Raw genomic sequence first — 16,690 nt, 5'->3', positions numbered from 1 at the left:
ATCGTAATTTATAAAACGTTTTGTCCAATAATCTTCTATGCAATGTCGCAAGACGGTGGTCAAAATAATCATCATATATTTCCAGATAAATAAGAAAATAAATGTTGCAAACAGCGCAAGTGAAAGGAACTGGCAGGTTCTGGATTGGACACGATATTCATTTCACTAAAGACCGGTCCCAATAAGGCATGTCGCCGACGTGTTCCGCTAGGAAATTAATAAAGGCGCGTATTTTTATGGGTAAATGCCGACTGGGAGGATAGCAAGCGTAAATATGGCGCTCTACCGATAAGTAGTCCGGCAACACCGTTTGCAGCCGCCCTTTTTGTAATTCCATGCCAATCGTATACGTAGGCAGCAGGGCAATGCCCAATCCATACAGCACTGCTTGCGCGAGTGCATCGTTATCGTTGATCCGCAGGGTTCCGGATATCGGAACCTTGATTTTGCCTTCCGGTCCGTCGAAGCGCCAATAACCCTGTTCGGGTGACAGCGCGCAATCGAGACAGTTATGGTTCACCAGATCGGCCGGGGTTTGGGGTATGCCCCGTTGTTGGAAATACTGCGGGGTTGCGCACAATATGCGGCGGACAGGCGCAATCTTGCGTGCCACCAGATTAGGGTCAGGTTCATTGGTCACGCGGATTTGCACGTCGTACCCTTCTTCAATCAAATCGCCCGGATGATCGGTAATCGTCAAATCAACTTTGATTTCAGGATAGCGCGCGAGAAAACAAGGCAGCGCCGGAGCGATATGGCGCGTTCCGAATGAGCTTGGTGTGCTCACTTTCAGGGTTCCGCGCGGCTCGTCATGAAGGCTATTGATCGCCCGCTCGGCGTGCTCGGCTTCTTCCAGAATGCGTTTCACATGTTCCGACAGCGCGACGCCTGATTCCGTCAGGCTGAGATGCCGCGTGCTGCGGAGCAGTAAGCGGGTGCTGAGATCCTTCTCAAGCTTTGCGACCGCTTTGCTAACCGCTGAACGAGAGATGTCCATGCGCCGCGCCGCTTCGGCAAAACTGCCCGTTTCTACCACTCGCGCAAAAATAACGAAAAGATTGAGATCTTGCATCGTGTTATTGTATCTAATTAGGAAACAAAATGTTTCACTTTATCGGACTTATCATCGAGACATTCAATCTATATTATCTATTCCAAGGTGAGATATTTAATTTGTATCTTAAGTCAGTAGGGTTTTTATCATTGCATTTAAATGACTATTATATATCAAGCCTTATTTTGTTTGTTCTTTGGTCACTGCAATTGAGGGTGATTGGTTGATAAGCGAGTAGTTTTATTGTCAACCTGAAAGAACGTATTATTAACCTGGATATTTATTCGAGTCAGCTATGTGTTTTTTTCTGATTTGTATAAATAACCGGCAAATGTCCTAAAAGAGGAAAAAATGGAAATTAAAGAGTTATTAAAAGCACCACAACTGGTTGTAGTTTATGCAATTACCCTTCTTTACACGATTACGTTTTACTTGGCTGCGGTTACGGAGCCGTCCGCAACGATGAAGCACTACAAGATTTATCAGGTTGCCAAGCTGGAAACCGGTCATCCTGTTTATCTTGAAGCTGTAAGAGATAACAGCTCGGGTTAAATGCAGTATGGATTGCGCCCCCGTGATAGCGACCGGAAAATCATTGAAACATGCCTGCGGGGGGCGTCTGATTTTCAAGTAATGGGTTAATAATGATCTGTGTTTTGGGGAAGAGTTGATGGATGATTCAATAGTAATGAAAAGATTCGAAATCGTTATTGGAACGGAGTATCTCGATCAGTTGACGGAATTGCTGGAGAGATCCGAAGTGCGTGGCTATACCGTTTTCAAGAATGTCGGCGGTGTCGGATCGCGGGGTATCCGCAATCCCGATGATGTTCTGACACCTGCTGAAAACATTGTGGTAATTCTTGCTTGCAAAGAAGACAGGGCGCAAAAAGTGCTGAATGAACTCGGCGCGGCAATGAAGGGTTTTGGCGGTATGTGTTTGGTTTCCAATTGTCATGCGCAAGCAGCCGGATGAGATGGGGTGATGAAGCCCTGTTTTTAATGACAAGTATGTAGCTCTGGCATCCGTTGCTGTTTCAGATTGTGCCGGGTACCTTCCGTGGTGTTTCGTTGATCGGCTTAAATTCCCGATTCTCACACCTCAACTCATTGTTGAGTGCCGTAGTGGATCACATCAAAATGTCTTGTTTTCTTGTGCTGATTGGATCACACTGAAACAGGGTTTCGATTTATCAGTCGTAGCGGATAATCAAACTCTGAGTGCATTATTTCTGATGAAAAAGTAGGTCTATTTTTTCTATCCACGGGAGGCACATCATGGCAAAAGATTCTGCATTAATCAGCAAAATTAAATCCGGCATTGTCAGTAATCTGTCTTGGCAAGCTGCGCGTAACACCAATCTCCATATCGAAAACCAAGTGCTCAAAAAGGGTGAAGTTGTTCTGGCGTACAAGCAGCGCATAGCCTTGGAGCGGGATTCCATCATGGTTTTCGCGGACGATGCACCGTTGTTCAACTGGTCGCATCCGTGCCGCTACTTGTTGCACGATGCGGCAACCGGGGATTTGTACAATGAGGTGAGCGCTCAGTTTCCGCCTTACATGACGGCGGATATTCCGAAGACTTTTCAACCGTTTCATACCCCGATCAAGATCGCTGAGCCTGAGATCTACTATCCCGTTCTACCGTGGCTGCGTTGTCCGATCCGTTGGACGAAAGGCCAGCGTTATGCGGTGTTGTTCTCGGGTGCATCGAACAACCGGCACACCAACGATCTGGAGTTTCTCTACCGTACCTTGCGCGATATTTACGGTTTTCCCGCCGCGAATATCTTCGTGCTGAACTACGACGGTACGATCAACTATAGCGGCAATCCGCATCCGGTGGTCAGCTGGCCGGGAGACACGACCGCCTATCGGATGCCGGTCAACGGTAAGGGTACAAAAGCCGATCTGGATACGGTTTTCAATACACTCAAGGCAAAATTAAAACCGGACGATCTGCTGTTGATCCATACCAATAATCACGGCGGTCACAACGGCACACAATCTTATCTGTGCACCTACAGCGGAGCTGATTATCTCGCTTCGGATTTTGCCGATACGCTGGCAACGCTGCCGAAACATTACTGCATGATGGTGATGATGGAGCAGTGCCATGCCGGTGGTTTCAATGCACCGATTCTGGCGAAATCGACTGCAACTTACACCAGCGTTTCGTCCGCTTGTTTAGAGCTGAATAACTCGATCGGCGGCGCGCAATTCGATCCGTTTGCACGCGATTGGATTGCTGCAATGGCGGGGCATACGCCGTATGGCGGCGCGCTGGCATCCAATCCCGATACGGACGGATCCGGCAAGGTTTCCGCGCGCGAGGCGCATGACTACGCCGATTCGGTGCACGATCCGTATGACACGCCGGTGTTTAGCCGGTCCTCGGTAGCGGCTGGTAACTGTTTCCTCGGGCAGCGCTACTGGCACGTCTGGCCGATTTACTGCCGTTTGCTGGTGGAAGTTTTGCAACCGTATTACCTGCGCAAACCGATTCCTGAGTTTTACGATATGGTCCACGCCAAGCTGGTGCCGCAGTTGAGGGAAATTGAAAGCAAGCTGGAAAATGCGTCCGCGGCGCAAGAGAAAGAGCTGCGGGCAACGCTGGGCGAAGTGGTGAAAAAAACGCTGGGTAGATGAGAGCATCCGATCAGGGCATTTTCGAGCGTGTCAGAGCGGTCTTTGACGATGAAACGTTATCCAACGCGATCGTCTATCTGAGCCGCGAGATTGCGCATGCCGGAGCCAGAATTCACGCCGGAGATGCGCTGATTGATACTCCCTGGGAGGCGCAGATTGTGTTTGTCGATCTTGAACCCAAGGCCAATTGGGGGCATCGCTGTGCTTACATCGTCTTGCAGTGCGAGGGCAACGGGTGTATCCGCAAGGATGCGCAAATGCCCCCCTTTCTCAAACCCGGCGGAATGCCGTTCCGCTTGCTATCGAAGGGCGCCGAAGTTCCCGAATGGACGGTTGCAGCGCTGTAAACCGCACGGAATGCCGGGTGGGCGTGTGTTTGACAGTGAAACGGGCTTCCAGTACATTCGTGCTTGAAAAGCGGAGGTATTGTATGCGCCTTCAGCCGGTTGATTCGTTCAGTAACAGCTCGCCTTATTCACCCATAACAAGGTTTATCGATATCCATTATGATCAACGTGGCCGTGCAACTGCTTGCGACACAACTGAATCAATATTTGCGCCGTACTTACAATCTGGGTGAAGACGTGGTGGTGGTTTCCAATTTATTGGAGATAGACGGTACGGTGGCGGTCAATGTCAATAATAAGCTGGTTGTTTTCTTGGTGAACATCGAGAAAGATTCCGTGCCGTTCCGGCAAATCAGCGCGCATGAAGTGGGCGAGCGGGGGGTGCAGAGCAGCGTGCCGCTCTATTTCAATTTGCACCTGATGATGGCGGCGAATTTTACCGGCAATAATTATCCCGAAGCGCTGAAATTTTTATCCAGCACGATCATTTTTTTTCAGAAGAATCATGTGATCAATCATCAGACAGCGCCCGAGATGGACGACCGCATCGAAAAGCTGATCCTGGACATCGAAAATCTTTCAATTCAGGATCTCAGTAACTTATGGGGTTCATTGGGCGGTAAGTATTTGCCATCCATCCTGTATAAGGTGCGCATGGTGGCCTTCGATAACGAGGATGTGGTTGGCCGTATCCCGGTTGTGGGCGAACCGAAGCCGACGGTGCAATAGTGTTTCAGGAATGGGTTGGGTTGATCTGGAAAATAACCATAGATTGAGCGGAATATGGGTGCTTATCGTTTACTCGTCAATGTGACTGTTGAACATGATTATTTCTCCGGGCAGCTGTGCAAAAACCTGGAATTCGTTCCCAGCGAATCGTGCGCGGTGTCATTGAGAAGAGCGGGTCTGCTGCTCAAATCATCGGAAAGTGGCATTGCCGTTTATTTTGACGAAGAAAAAATCAATATCCTGCGTCTTCATGCGGAAGACGACTTGGTGCTGACTTTTAAGGTTTTTTCCAAGGACAACAACTTCTTCCGCTATACCGCTCCCGGCGCGCCGCCCGACGATGCGATTCTTTTTTTCGATACGCAACAAGTCACCCGGGATGCGGCGGATAAACAAATGCTGCATCCGGATGCGCATGCCGCCGCGGATGCTTGGCTGAAGCTGACAACCGATCCCTTGCCGGAAATACTGGAGCGCAAGGACTATCTGGTCAAGCCGGTGTTTATTGTGCGAGTCAGCATTACTGCCGGAGCGGAAGGATTGTGCTCGGAAAACCTGGATGCCGCCGCACGCAAGTTCTATATCCGTTTCACCACCAATCAGACGTACTGGAAATACTACATACTTGGCGATTTATCCAAGCGCAATGTGTTCATCGCGGATTTGGACAATGCCCTGCAGTTTGAAAACTTGGGGAGCACCCTGCTGCCTGGAAATCGTGAAGCGGTTCAATTGCTATCGTCCAAAGCCATTCCGCTGCATGAACAACCTCATCAGCGTCTGCAATTGAAGGAATCCACCGGCATGGGAGATCGAATACTGGTCAAGCGCCTGCCGAATGCCAGTGTGGAGCAAGTGCACGGTGACTTGATGGCAGGAAAGATAGAGCAGGTTTCGGAGATTTATATCAGTTAATGAGCGCGCCACGATAATGATCGTTCGGTCCGATTGGAACCGGTTTGCTTACACTGTATTCCATCCTTTTCCCTTCTTAAGTTGAACCAACTTAAGATCCTCTAATTTTCGCAGCGCAAGTACTACTTCCTTTTTATTGGTACTTGAAGCGAAATTGGCTTGCAGGATTCCTTTGATATCTTTGACGCTGACATTGGGTTGCGCAGTTTTGATCGCGTAATAAACATAAAGTAAATGCATATCGTTTTTGGCCTTCGCTGCGATTTTTTTGTAAGGCTGCCTCATTGCGCTGCGCGGTAATTTAAGCGGCGAGATACTTTTTGCAGCTGCTTTAGTGGCGTCCATTAAGATATTTTCAATGGCCGGTAAATTCGCTTGGCTGAGACCGGCGCCGATATCTTCAAGATCGTCGCAAAACGATTTGAGTGCGAGCAAGTGTTTTTGGACCGGGCCTTGGTCTACCCGGTATGTGGCGAATGTGGTGGTGTGCGCTGTCCGTTCTGCTATCTTGGAATCCCAGACTAATAGAGATTCAAGCATCAGTTGATAGTTGGGTGCACTGCCTTTGACCAACTCCGGTTTCGGTACACTAGACAACTTACCGGGAATTGTGGCGCTGATTTTGGTGGTATCAATGGCTGTTTTTCCCGGTTGAAATTTGCCGGTATGCGCCCAGCCAGCCAAGGGTGTCACTTTGCTTTGTCCGGGGATCAACCCCGCCGATGCGCTATACCGGTCTTTGTCAACATCCAGTTCGGAGCGGACATCCTGTTGTGTTTTCGGGTTGTTGCCGACACCAAAGGCGCATTTGAAAGTTGCTTTGGTCGGATCGTCGGTTTTGTCCTCGGCCACCGTTACAGAGTAGTTGACGTAATGCGTTTTTACGTCTTTGATCAGATGTCCACTGTTGTTTTTCTTGATATCGTCAGCTGCTTCATTGAGCAGTTTCTTGACAGGCTGTTCAATGTGCGCCGAGTGATCGGAGTTTGCTTTGGTGGAAATCGGATACAAGTTTTCGGGGATGGCATGCCCGCCTAAATCATGATTGAGCAGGTGCCCCCGGACTACACCCGCTCCTCGAAACAGATTGCGCATGCGCCGCGTCCATGTCCATTGCGTTCCGGTGGCGGTGCCGATTACCGGATCGGCAGCATCCAGTTCCGCCTCCATTTTCTTCCCCACCAATTGTTCTTCCTGCGGCATGCCGAACTTAATCGAACCGGCTTCGTGTTTAATGGCTGTAGCGCGTTGCGCGGCTTGTTTCGAATTGGATGAATTGCGCATGATCGTCTTGAGCTGCGCCGCTGCTCGTGCTTTCGGGCTATTGTTTATCGTTTCGATCAACCGTCTTTGCGCGGCCGCTTCGGGCCGGTTGTCGGTAAATTCCGGCATGCCGCGGTTTTCATTCTTTTGCTGTGAGACATGACCGGCAGCGGCTTTGCTGGTCGATTGCTGATTTCTGTTTTGCCGTGCTTTTTCCATAGGTGACACGATGATTGGCATAAGATTCGTGGGAAAGACTTAAACATACAGGATGGGTTTGTTTTATACAAATCCTGTGCCTAAGCCGGGAAACTTGCATCCATCGATTTAGTTTTCCGTAATAAAAATCCTACTGGCAAAATCTGACTTGTTAAGTAGAAATCATATCCTTATAGTGTGCCTTCCAATAATTGCTGATCACTTAATAATAATGTGAGATGTCCATGCCTGAAATTCCACCGTATCAGCAGTTATTTGAAGTAAGCCCGTATCCTTATTTGCTCCTCCGGGCGGACTCCGCTTTTACCATTGCCGCGGTAAACAACAAGTACGTAGAAATGACGCGTACCGAACGTGATGCGATTGTCGGTCATGGTTTGTTTGAGATTTTTCCCGATAATCCGGACGATCCTGCTTGCGCCAGTGTCAGAGATTTGCGCACTTCGCTGAATCATGTGCTCAGTAAAAAACGCGCGGATGTCATGAGCGTGCAAAAGTACGATATTCCCTTGCGTGATGGCAGTGGAGGTTTCGAAGTCAAATACTGGAGTCCGGTCAATACGCCGGTGTTGGATGCAGAGGGCCGGGTTACCTATATTCTGCATCATGCGGAAGACGTGACCGAGTTTGTTGTCCGCCATGACAATGACGATGCGCAGCACTTGAACAAAGTAGAAGCGCGTGCGCAGCGCATGGAAGCGGAGATCATGCAGCGCGCGGCTGAAGTAAAGAAAGCGAATCGCGCCTTGAAGACGGCGATGGAAGAATTGGAACAGATGAACCAGCGCCTGACTGAACTGGATCACCTTAAATCGCAGTTTTTTGCCAATATCAGCCATGAACTGCGCACACCGCTTACGCTGATTATCGCGCCGCTGGAAAGCCGCATGCGCTGGCTCACCGGCAGCAATGCTTCAGCGGAAGAGCGTCATGAAACCGGATTGATGCTGCGTAACGCACGCATTCTTTACCGCCATGTCACCGATTTGCTCGATGCGGCTAAGCTTGAGGCAGGGCGCATGCCGGTTTTTTGGGCGCGGTTCGATTTGGCGGAGCTGGTGCGAGTTACGGCAAGTTACTTTGAATTGCTGGCGCAGGAGCGCGCTATCGCGTTCCAGGTCATCTCTCCGGAGGCCTGCGTGGTCGAGAGCGACAGTGAAAAGCTGCAACGCATCCTGCTCAATCTGCTATCAAACGCATTCAAGTTCACGCAGGATAAAGGTTGTATTTCCGTCCGGCTTGTTATAACTGAAGCGTGCGCACGGATCGAAGTGCAGGACAATGGTCCCGGCATACCGGCGGAAATGCGTGCGCACGTGTTTGAACGCTTCACCCAAGTGGAAAACAGCGTAACCCGGCAGCATGGCGGCACCGGCTTGGGGCTGGCTATCGTCAAGGATTTCGCCGATTTGCTGCACGGCCAGCTCGAACTCGAGGAATCGCCGGGTGGCGGCGCATTATTCCGGATCACGCTACCGCGCGCCGCGCCAGCCGGTTCGGCGCTTCGGGATGCAGCGGTTTCCCTGGACGAGATCATTGTGCATGAAGTCATGGATGAACTACAAAGCCGCGCGCAACGAACCCCGTCGCCGCTAACGGTAACCTCTAACCATCTGCCATTGGTTCTGGTGGTTGAAGACAATGCGGATATGAATCGTTTCATTGCCGACATGTTGCAGCCGCACTACCGCGTAGCCAGCGCTTTCGATGGCCGTGAAGGGTTGGAGCAGGCGCTGAAGCTGATACCCGATTTGATCCTTTCCGACGTGATGATGCCGGTGATGGGTGGCGAGCACATGGTGCGGCAAATACGCCAGCATGCGGAACTGGAGGGCGTGCCCATCATTATGCTGACCGCCAAAGCCGATGACGATCTTTGCGTCAATCTGCTGAAATCCGGCGTGCAGGATTATCTGAACAAGCCTTTTACCGTGAATCAGCTCCTGGTGCGTGTCGATAAGCTGGTGCTCGAAAGGCAGCGTGTCAGAGAGCAGCTGCGGCAGAGCGAAGCACGATTTCAGGCTACTTTTGAACAAGCCGCTGCCGGGATTTCGATTGTTTCGCTGGAAGGCAATTGGTTGCGTGTCAATCACAAGCTCTGCGCTATCTTGGGTTACAGTCAGGATGAATTGATGGCGCTGACATTTCAGGATGTCACCTATCCCGATGATCTGGAAGCGGACATCGATAACGTAAGGCGCGCGCTGAGCGGTGAGATCACTGCGTATGCAATGGAGAAACGCTATATTCGCAAGGACGGCCGCGTGATCTGGATCAATCTCAATGTATCTTTAGTGCGCAAACCGGATGGCGCTCCCGATTACTTCATTGCCGTCATTGAAGATATTCAGAGCCGCAAGGAAATTGAAGCCAGTCTTAAGCAAGCCAAACGTATCGCGCATTTCGGCCACTGGAAATGGGATGTCGGCACAGGCGAAAATACTTGGTCGGAAGAAATTTACCGCATCTACGGCCGTGCCATTGACCTGCCACCGGCGAGTTACCAGGAAGTTGCACAGTATTTCACCGCGGAAAGCTGGAACGATCTTGCGGCGGCGGTGGAAAAATGTTCGACCGAGGGACTTGCTTATGAATGCGATGCGGAAGTGGTCCGTGCGGACGGTTGTCGCTGCTGGATCACCGCGCGCGGCGAAGCGGTGCGGGATGCCGATGGCCGGATTGCGGCACTGCAAGGCACCGTGCAGGATATTACCGAGCGCAAGCTGGGCGAAATGGCGTTGCAGGAAAACAAAGAGCGGCTCAAGTTGTTCATTGAGCACGCGCCAGCCTCATTGGCCATGTTCGACCGGGACATGCGCTATCTGGCTTTCAGTCAACGCTGGCGTAACGATTACAACATGGGTGATGGTGATTTATTGGGGGTATGTCATTACGATGTGTTTCCGGAGATCGGCGAGGAGTGGAAAGTTATCCATCGTCGTTGCCTGGCCGGTGAAGTCATCCGCGCCGACGAGGATCGTTTTGTGCGGGCGGATGGCAGTGTGCAATGGCTGCGTTGGGAAGTGCGGCCCTGGTATCAGGCCGGTGGCGCAATCGGCGGAATTGCGATGTTTACCGAGGATATCACTTACCGGAAGCAGGCTGAAGCGGCATTGCAGCAACTGAATGCAGATCTGGAAAAACGGGTTGCGGAGCGCACCGCCGAATTAAATACGCTGAATCAGTCACTGGAAAGCTTCGTGTATTCCGTTTCGCATGATCTGAAAGCGCCGCTGCGCGGTGTCGAAGGTTATAGCCGTTTGCTGGAAGAGGATTATTCCGATCGATTGGATGACGAAGGGCGTTTATTCATCACCAACCTGCGCGCGGGCGTCACGCGCATGAATGAGTTGATCGATGATTTACTGGCTTATTCACGCATGGAGCGGCGCAAACTGGAATCGCAAGTGCTCGATCTGACGGCATTGACTCAGCGGGTGATTGCCGAGTGTGGCGGCGAGATTGCCGCGCGGCAGATCGAAGTCATTTGCGATTTGCCGCTATTGATGGTCAATGGCGATCGCGACGGCTTGGCGCTGGTGCTGCGCAATCTGCTGGAGAATGCGATCAAGTTCAGCCAGCACGCGGCTCATCCGCGTATCGAGTTTGGCGCTGACCGGGATAATCAGCATGTGATCTTGTCGGTTCGCGATAATGGTATCGGTTTTGACATGAAGTATAATCAGCGCATCTTCGAGATTTTCGAACGGCTCCATCGGCTGGAAGATTACCCGGGTACCGGGATCGGTCTGGCTTTGGTCAAGAAAGCTATGCAACGCATGGGAGGGCGGGTATGGGCGCACAGCACGCCGGGTGAAGGCGCAACCTTCTATTTGGAACTGCCGGCAATGGCGGAAAGCCTGAGATAGCGGAAAATCTGAAATAACGACGGAGTCAATAACTATGAGCTTATACCCACCGATTCTCCTGGTCGAAGACAATCCTCTCGATGTTGATCTGACGCTACGCGCTTTTCAGCGCCGCAAGCTTATTAATCCGGTATTGGTCGCGCGGGATGGCGAAGAAGCCTTGGCGTGGGTGCCGCGCTGGGAGTCGGGCGAGATCCAGCCGGCCGTCATTCTGCTGGACCTGAATTTGCCGCGTGTTGACGGTCTGACGGTGTTACGGACTTTGAAAGAACATGCGGTGCTGTGCCGCATTCCGGTTGTCGTTCTCACCACCTCGAAAGAAGACCGCGATATCCAGGCGGCCTACGATTTAGGCGTCAACTCCTATATTGTAAAACCGGTGGGGTTCGATAACTTCATGGACGTAGCGCAGCACATCGAACTGTATTGGTGCGTTCTCAACGAGCATCCCCAATAACCATGATGTGCGTTCTGTATATCGAAGATTCCGCCAGCGATGCCGATCTGGCCCTGCGCACCCTGCGCCGGACAGCGCCGGATATCGAATTGGATGTGGTAAATACCCTGGCTGAAGGATTCAAGCGGCTTGCCGGACCGGATTGTTATGACTTGCTGCTGGTTGATCTGTCCCTGCCCGATGGTTCCGGTTTGGATGCATTGACGCATGTGCGGGAGCAGCGCTTGCCCATCGCGGTAGTCATTCTCACCGGGTCGGGCGATCAGGATTCCGCCGTGGCCGCGCTCAAAGCCAGCGCGGATGATTATCTGATCAAACGCGATGATTATCTGGAACGTTTGCCACGGATATTGCGTGGCGCACAGGAGCATTTCCGCGCCAATATGGAGCGCAATTATCCGCTGCTGCGCGTGTTGTATCTTGAGCATAATGTATTTGATATCGACTTGATGCGCCGTCATTTCGTGTTGCATGCGCCGCATATCCAGATGACCGCGGTGAGCAGCGTGCAAGATGCGCTCGCGTTGCTGCCCGACGATCCGGAAAAGCAGGCGGCGGAATTCGATGCATTGCTGATCGATTATCACTTGCCCAGCATGGATGGCTTGGAGTTTTTTCAATTGTTACGGTATGAGCGCAAGCTGAATATTCCTGCCATCCTGGTGACTGGCCAGGGCAATGAGATAGTGGCCGCGCGCGCGCTGCACTTGGGTGTGGATGATTATTTGTCGAAGCACGAAGGTTATCTGTACGAGATTGTCGCCACTTTGGAGAAAGTGCAACACCAGGCGGAATTGACCCGCGAACGGATCAGCTTGAAAAGAACCAGTCTGCACCTTTCGTATCTGCTGGCCGCTAGCCCGACCATTTTGTACAGCTTGCAATTTTCCGGAGAAATACCGCTTCCCAGCTGGGTGAGTGAAAATATCGAACGTCTGCTGGGCTATACGCAGGAGGAAGCATTGGCGGCGGATTGGTGGCGTTCGCATATCCATCCGGATGATCGTGAAGCGGCTTTGGCGCGCCAATCGGTGTTGCTGAGCGAAGGTCAGCTCACGCACGATTACCGCTTCCTGCACCGATCCGGGCGAATCGTCTGGATACTTGATGAGCTTCGATTGGTGCGCGATGCCGGCGGCGAGCCTGCCGAAATTGTCGGCGCCTGGCTGGATATCAGTGAGCATAAGCGGCTCGAGCTGATACGCCAGGCGCATCAGTCCGCATTGAATCTGATCGTTGCCAGTCAACCGCTGCCCTTAATTCTGAATGATATCGCGCAACGTCTCGAAGTGATCAATCCCGGCATGCTGGTTTCCATTCTGCTGCTGGATAAACATGCGGGCCGTCTTAAGCACGGCGCAGCGCCCAGTTTGCCGGATGAATACAACGCCGCGGTCAGTCAGATCATGATCGGAGATGGGATTGGCTCGTGCGGCACGGCCGCGTGGCGCGGTGAAGCGGTGATTGTTTCCGATATCGATCATCATCCGTTTTGGCAGCCGTTTCTGGAATTGACGCGCAAAGCCAATCTGCATGCCTGTTGGTCGTTACCGTTTAAAGATGAAGCGGGCAGTGTGCTCGGCACTTTTGCCATTTATCATCGCACCGCGCGCGAGCCAACACATGCCGATTTGACGCTGATCAATGAGTTTGCCTCGATTACGGCGGTGGCGGTGCAGAAGGTCTACGCCGCGGAAACATTAAAGCAGGCGGCGGCGGTGTTTGAGTCCAGCCGGGAAGGCGTCGTCATCACCGATCTGGAGCCGCGCATTCTGGCCATTAACCGCGCTTACACTGAGATTACCGGCTACAGTGAAGCGCAAGTGCTGGGTAAAAACCCGAAGATCATCAAATCGGGGCATCACGGAAAACCCTTTTACCAGGCGATGTGGGCCAGTCTGAAAAGCGTGGGACATTGGAGCGGGGAAATCTGGAACCGCCGCAAAAATGGCGAGATTTATCCGCAATGGCTGACGATCAGCACGGTGTGTAATGACAGGAATGAGCCCTGTAATTATGTCGGCGTGTTTGCCGACATTACGCAGATGAAACAATCCGAAGCACGGCTGGCGCATTTGGCGCACTACGATCCGTTGACCGGCTTGCCGAACCGGCTATTGGTGCAATCGCGCCTGCATCATGCCATTGAACGGGCGCAGCGGCACAGTCTGCGCATCGCGACGCTGTATGTTGATCTGGATCGCTTCAAGAATGTCAATGACAGCCTGGGTCATCCCATCGGGGATGAACTTTTGATTATGCTGGCCGCGCGCCTGAAAAAGCGCTTGCGCGAGGAAGATACACTGGCGCGCCTGGGCGGCGATGAATTTTTGCTGGTGCTGGAAGATATCAAAGAGCCGAGCGAATCCGCCTCTGTCGCGCAGACGTTGATTGATTTGCTCGCCACACCTTTCGCACTGCCCAGCGGGCATGAGATCTTTATTAATGCCAGTATCGGTATCAGCCTTTTCCCGGATGATGCCAGCAACGTCACCGAGTTGATCCAGCACGCGGACATGGCGATGTATCTGGCGAAAAAAGAAGGCCGCAGCACCTATCGTTACCATACGGAAGCGTTAAGCATTGCCGCCAATGAGCGCTTGGTCATGGAAACCCGCCTGCGCCATGCGCTCACCGCCGAGGAGTTCGTCCTGCACTATCAGCCGTTGATCGACGCGCAAAGCGGCCGGGCGATCGGGGTTGAGGCTTTGGTGCGATGGCAGCCGCCCGGTGAAGCCATCGTGCTGCCGGGAAAATTTATCCCGATTGCGGAAGAAACCGGATTGATCGTGCCGCTCGGGGAATGGGTGTTGCGGACCGCCTGTGCGCAGGGCCGTGCCTGGATCGATGCCGGTTTTGCGCCGCTCGTGATGGCGGTCAATTTGTCGGTAAGGCAGTTTCAATCCGAGAATCTGGCTGACGTGATCCAGCGGGTTCTGGAAGAAACGAAACTTCCGGCGGCGTGCCTGGAACTGGAATTGACCGAGAGCATGTTTTTGGAACATGCGGAACGTTCGATCGATACGCTGAAAAGATTGAAAGCGCCGGGAATCCAGCTGGCGATTGACGATTTCGGCACCGGCTACTCGTCATTGACTTATTTGAAGCGCTTTCCCATCGATAAGCTCAAAATCGATCAAAGCTTCGTGCGGGGTCTGGCGCACGATCCCAATGACCGTGAAATCGCCGCCACCATTATCGCGATGGCGCGCGGTCTGAAATTAAGCGTCTTGGCGGAAGGCGTCGAGTCGGAGCAGCAGTTGGCTTTCCTGCGTCAGCATGGTTGTGATTACTATCAAGGCTTCCTGTTTCACCGCCCCGCTCCGGCAAAAGAGCTTGAAGCTTGGTTACGGGAACACACCGAATAGCCATAAGGCTGGGTGTTCTGGCGGAAGTAGGAATCAACGGTGTTAATTTGCGAATTTTTTACATAACGCTTGAGAATTAATACTACATCGGCTAAGCTCATCTATGTTCAATCTAAACAAGGTTGTAGGCTGGATTTATCAAGTTGAATGGTAACAATGGCCGATGAACGCTACATTTCCAATTAAAAGGAGCTGATGATGGGGCAATATAAGACACCGGGTGTTTACATTGTTGAAAAGAGTGCGTTTCCGAATTCTGTCGTGGAAGTGGCAACCGCAGTACCGGCATTTATCGGTTATACGGAAAAAGCCAATAATAAAGGAAAAACACTACTAAATAAGGCGTGGCGTATCTCATCCATGTCGGAATTTATCAGCTTCTTTGGCGGACCGCCTAAAACCAAATATCAGATTTCCGAAGCCGCTGCAGCAGCTACTACTACGAAGAAGGGAAAGGATGGGGCGGATACTGCACCGGCTGCGGCGGCTGTCGAATCGGATTTTGCCAGCGGCAGTAAGGAATATATTTTGGAGCTCCAAGGCGCCCGCTATTTTCTGTATCACAGCATGATGCTGTTTTTCCAGAATGGCGGCGGCGCTTGCTATGTGATTTCGGTCGGCAGCTATGCCGATGGTGGTATCGATAAACCGAAGCTGAGCGCGGGGATCGACATTTTATTGAAAGAGCAGGAACCTACGATGGTGGTGATTCCTGATGCCATGTCGCTGGCTGAGCCGGATTGTATCGCGTTGCAACAGGCGGCCCTGAGTCATTGCGGACAAGTGATGAAGAATCGTTTTGCTATCCTGGATGTTTTTGATGGTTACAAGGAAGCGCAAGATAGCGGGTGCATCGAGAAATTCCGCAACGATCTCGGCACGAACAGCCTGGATTTCGCCGCGGCCTATTATCCGTGGCTCAATACTTCCATCGTGCAAACCGGTGATCTGAGCTTCGCTAACATTGCCAATGCGGATAAATTGCAGGAATTACTCAAAGCGGAAGTCGACGGCAGCGAGCTGGAAGATAAGAAAAAAACCGAGATCAACGGCAAGGTTGCGGAAATCGGTGTGACACCCAAAACAGCAACCATGTCGACCGATGAAGATCTGCACAAAATTTTGACAGCCGTTTGCCCGCTGTACAAAAGCATCATTGAAAGCATCAAACTCAAGCTTAATCTGCTACCACCCAGCGCGGGCATGGCCGGTGTTTATACCATGGTCGACAATTCACGCGGGGTGTGGAAAGCACCTGCCAATGTCAGCCTGAACGCGGTCGTTTCACCTGCCGTCGAGATCACCAATGCGCAACAGGAAGATCTGAACGTCACCACCGCGGGTAAATCGATCAATGCGATCCGGACGTTCATCGGCGAAGGCACCTTGGTTTGGGGCGCCCGCACGCTCGATGGCAACAGCCTGGACTGGCGCTATATCAATGTGCGCCGCACCATGATCATGCTGGAAGAATCCATTAAGTTAGCGACCAAGGCGTATGTATTCGAGCCCAATGTCTCCAGCACCTGGGTAACGATCAAAAGTATGATCAGTAACTTCCTGACCAGTATCTGGAAACGTGGCGGTTTGGCCGGTGCGACACCGGAAGATGCATTCGGCGTGTTTGTCGGTTTGGGCGAAACCATGACGCCGCAGGATATTCTGGACGGTATGCTGAAAGTGACTGTGCTGGTTGCATTGAGCCGCCCGGCCGAGTTTATTGAGATTACCTTCCAGCAGCAAATGCAGAAATCTTAAGCGGATAGTTCGTGTTACCGAGGCAATTAGCGGCAATATATATTTCTTAATCATAAAAT

Annotated in this window: 12 protein-coding genes; 10 read left to right on the top strand and 2 right to left on the bottom strand. The window is 51.8% G+C overall.

Annotated features, from left to right (window positions below):
* Positions 1 to 157: 157 nt before the first annotated feature.
* A complete protein-coding gene (locus ABD07_RS07270) occupies positions 158 to 1,072 on the bottom strand; it encodes a LysR family transcriptional regulator (protein ID WP_160817743.1) in 915 nt (304 codons plus the stop codon).
* A 333-nt stretch (positions 1,073 to 1,405) separates the two neighbouring features.
* Here ABD07_RS07270 and ABD07_RS07265 point away from each other — a divergent pair, with 333 nt between their 5' ends.
* From ABD07_RS07265 to ABD07_RS07240, 6 genes are all read left to right on the top strand, one after another.
* Entirely contained in the window at positions 1,406 to 1,606 is a 201-nt protein-coding gene (locus ABD07_RS07265; protein WP_160817742.1) for a hypothetical protein, read from the top strand.
* Positions 1,607 to 1,742: 136 nt separating this feature from the next.
* Positions 1,743 to 2,030 (top strand): DUF190 domain-containing protein, encoded by a 288-nt coding sequence (locus ABD07_RS07260; protein WP_240142468.1) that lies wholly within the window; start codon positions 1,743 to 1,745, stop codon positions 2,028 to 2,030.
* 302 nt (positions 2,031 to 2,332) lie between these two features.
* Complete coding sequence (locus ABD07_RS07255; RefSeq protein WP_160817740.1) at positions 2,333 to 3,706, top strand: C13 family peptidase; 1,374 nt, start codon at positions 2,333 to 2,335, stop codon at positions 3,704 to 3,706.
* Positions 3,703 to 4,053: a hypothetical protein gene (locus ABD07_RS07250; RefSeq protein ID WP_160817739.1), complete on the top strand. Its 351-nt coding sequence runs from the start codon at positions 3,703 to 3,705 to the stop codon at positions 4,051 to 4,053. Before ABD07_RS07255 ends, ABD07_RS07250 begins: the two co-directional genes overlap by 4 nt.
* Positions 4,054 to 4,212: 159 nt before the next feature.
* Positions 4,213 to 4,782 (top strand): Pvc16 family protein, encoded by a 570-nt coding sequence (locus ABD07_RS07245; RefSeq protein WP_160817738.1) that lies wholly within the window; start codon positions 4,213 to 4,215, stop codon positions 4,780 to 4,782.
* A gap of 54 nt (positions 4,783 to 4,836) precedes the next feature.
* Positions 4,837 to 5,697, top strand: a complete 861-nt coding sequence (locus ABD07_RS07240) for a hypothetical protein (RefSeq protein WP_160817737.1) — start codon at positions 4,837 to 4,839, stop codon at positions 5,695 to 5,697.
* A 48-nt stretch (positions 5,698 to 5,745) separates the two neighbouring features.
* Here ABD07_RS07240 and ABD07_RS07235 read toward each other — a convergent pair whose 3' ends face one another.
* The gene (locus tag ABD07_RS07235) at positions 5,746 to 7,200 is read right to left on the bottom strand and encodes a hypothetical protein (RefSeq protein WP_160817736.1); all 1,455 of its coding nucleotides are present in this window, start codon (positions 7,198 to 7,200) and stop codon (positions 5,746 to 5,748) included.
* Positions 7,201 to 7,403: 203 nt separating this feature from the next.
* On the opposite strand from ABD07_RS07235, the gene ABD07_RS07230 reads away from it, so the two are divergent.
* From ABD07_RS07230 to ABD07_RS07215, 4 genes are all read left to right on the top strand, one after another.
* The gene (locus ABD07_RS07230; RefSeq protein WP_160817735.1) at positions 7,404 to 11,048 is read left to right on the top strand and encodes a PAS domain S-box protein; all 3,645 of its coding nucleotides are present in this window, start codon (positions 7,404 to 7,406) and stop codon (positions 11,046 to 11,048) included.
* Positions 11,049 to 11,082: 34 nt separating this feature from the next.
* On the top strand, positions 11,083 to 11,505 hold the full coding sequence (locus tag ABD07_RS07225; protein ID WP_108698971.1) for a response regulator: 423 nt from the start codon (positions 11,083 to 11,085) through the stop codon (positions 11,503 to 11,505).
* 2 nt (positions 11,506 to 11,507) lie between these two features.
* A complete protein-coding gene (locus tag ABD07_RS07220; RefSeq protein WP_338040561.1) occupies positions 11,508 to 14,873 on the top strand; it encodes an EAL domain-containing protein in 3,366 nt (1,121 codons plus the stop codon).
* A gap of 198 nt (positions 14,874 to 15,071) precedes the next feature.
* Positions 15,072 to 16,631 (top strand): phage tail sheath family protein, encoded by a 1,560-nt coding sequence (locus tag ABD07_RS07215; RefSeq protein ID WP_108698972.1) that lies wholly within the window; start codon positions 15,072 to 15,074, stop codon positions 16,629 to 16,631.
* Positions 16,632 to 16,690 lie beyond the last annotated feature (59 nt).

Origin of the sequence: Nitrosomonas oligotropha (genome assembly GCF_009833085.1) — a bacterium.
GTDB classification, from domain to species: domain Bacteria; phylum Pseudomonadota; class Gammaproteobacteria; order Burkholderiales; family Nitrosomonadaceae; genus Nitrosomonas; species Nitrosomonas oligotropha.
Note: the sequence above shows the minus strand (reverse complement) of the source record. Positions and strands in the feature narration are given on the sequence as shown.

What these genes read in the sequence shown, in the direction of transcription:
- ABD07_RS07240 (WP_160817737.1), top strand. Translation starts at nt 4,837, where the DNA reads ATGGGTGCTTATCGTTTACTCGTCAATGTGACTGTTGAACATGATTAT.
- ABD07_RS07245 (WP_160817738.1), top strand. Translation starts at nt 4,213, where the DNA reads ATGATCAACGTGGCCGTGCAACTGCTTGCGACACAACTGAATCAATAT.
- ABD07_RS07215 (WP_108698972.1), top strand. Translation starts at nt 15,072, where the DNA reads ATGGGGCAATATAAGACACCGGGTGTTTACATTGTTGAAAAGAGTGCG.
- ABD07_RS07235 (WP_160817736.1), bottom strand. Translation starts at nt 7,200, where the DNA reads ATGCCAATCATCGTGTCACCTATGGAAAAAGCACGGCAAAACAGAAAT.
- ABD07_RS07260 (WP_240142468.1), top strand. Translation starts at nt 1,743, where the DNA reads ATGAAAAGATTCGAAATCGTTATTGGAACGGAGTATCTCGATCAGTTG.
- ABD07_RS07255 (WP_160817740.1), top strand. Translation starts at nt 2,333, where the DNA reads ATGGCAAAAGATTCTGCATTAATCAGCAAAATTAAATCCGGCATTGTC.
- ABD07_RS07250 (WP_160817739.1), top strand. Translation starts at nt 3,703, where the DNA reads ATGAGAGCATCCGATCAGGGCATTTTCGAGCGTGTCAGAGCGGTCTTT.
- ABD07_RS07270 (WP_160817743.1), bottom strand. Translation starts at nt 1,072, where the DNA reads ATGCAAGATCTCAATCTTTTCGTTATTTTTGCGCGAGTGGTAGAAACG.
- ABD07_RS07220 (WP_338040561.1), top strand. Translation starts at nt 11,508, where the DNA reads ATGATGTGCGTTCTGTATATCGAAGATTCCGCCAGCGATGCCGATCTG.
- ABD07_RS07265 (WP_160817742.1), top strand. Translation starts at nt 1,406, where the DNA reads ATGGAAATTAAAGAGTTATTAAAAGCACCACAACTGGTTGTAGTTTAT.
- ABD07_RS07230 (WP_160817735.1), top strand. Translation starts at nt 7,404, where the DNA reads ATGCCTGAAATTCCACCGTATCAGCAGTTATTTGAAGTAAGCCCGTAT.
- ABD07_RS07225 (WP_108698971.1), top strand. Translation starts at nt 11,083, where the DNA reads ATGAGCTTATACCCACCGATTCTCCTGGTCGAAGACAATCCTCTCGAT.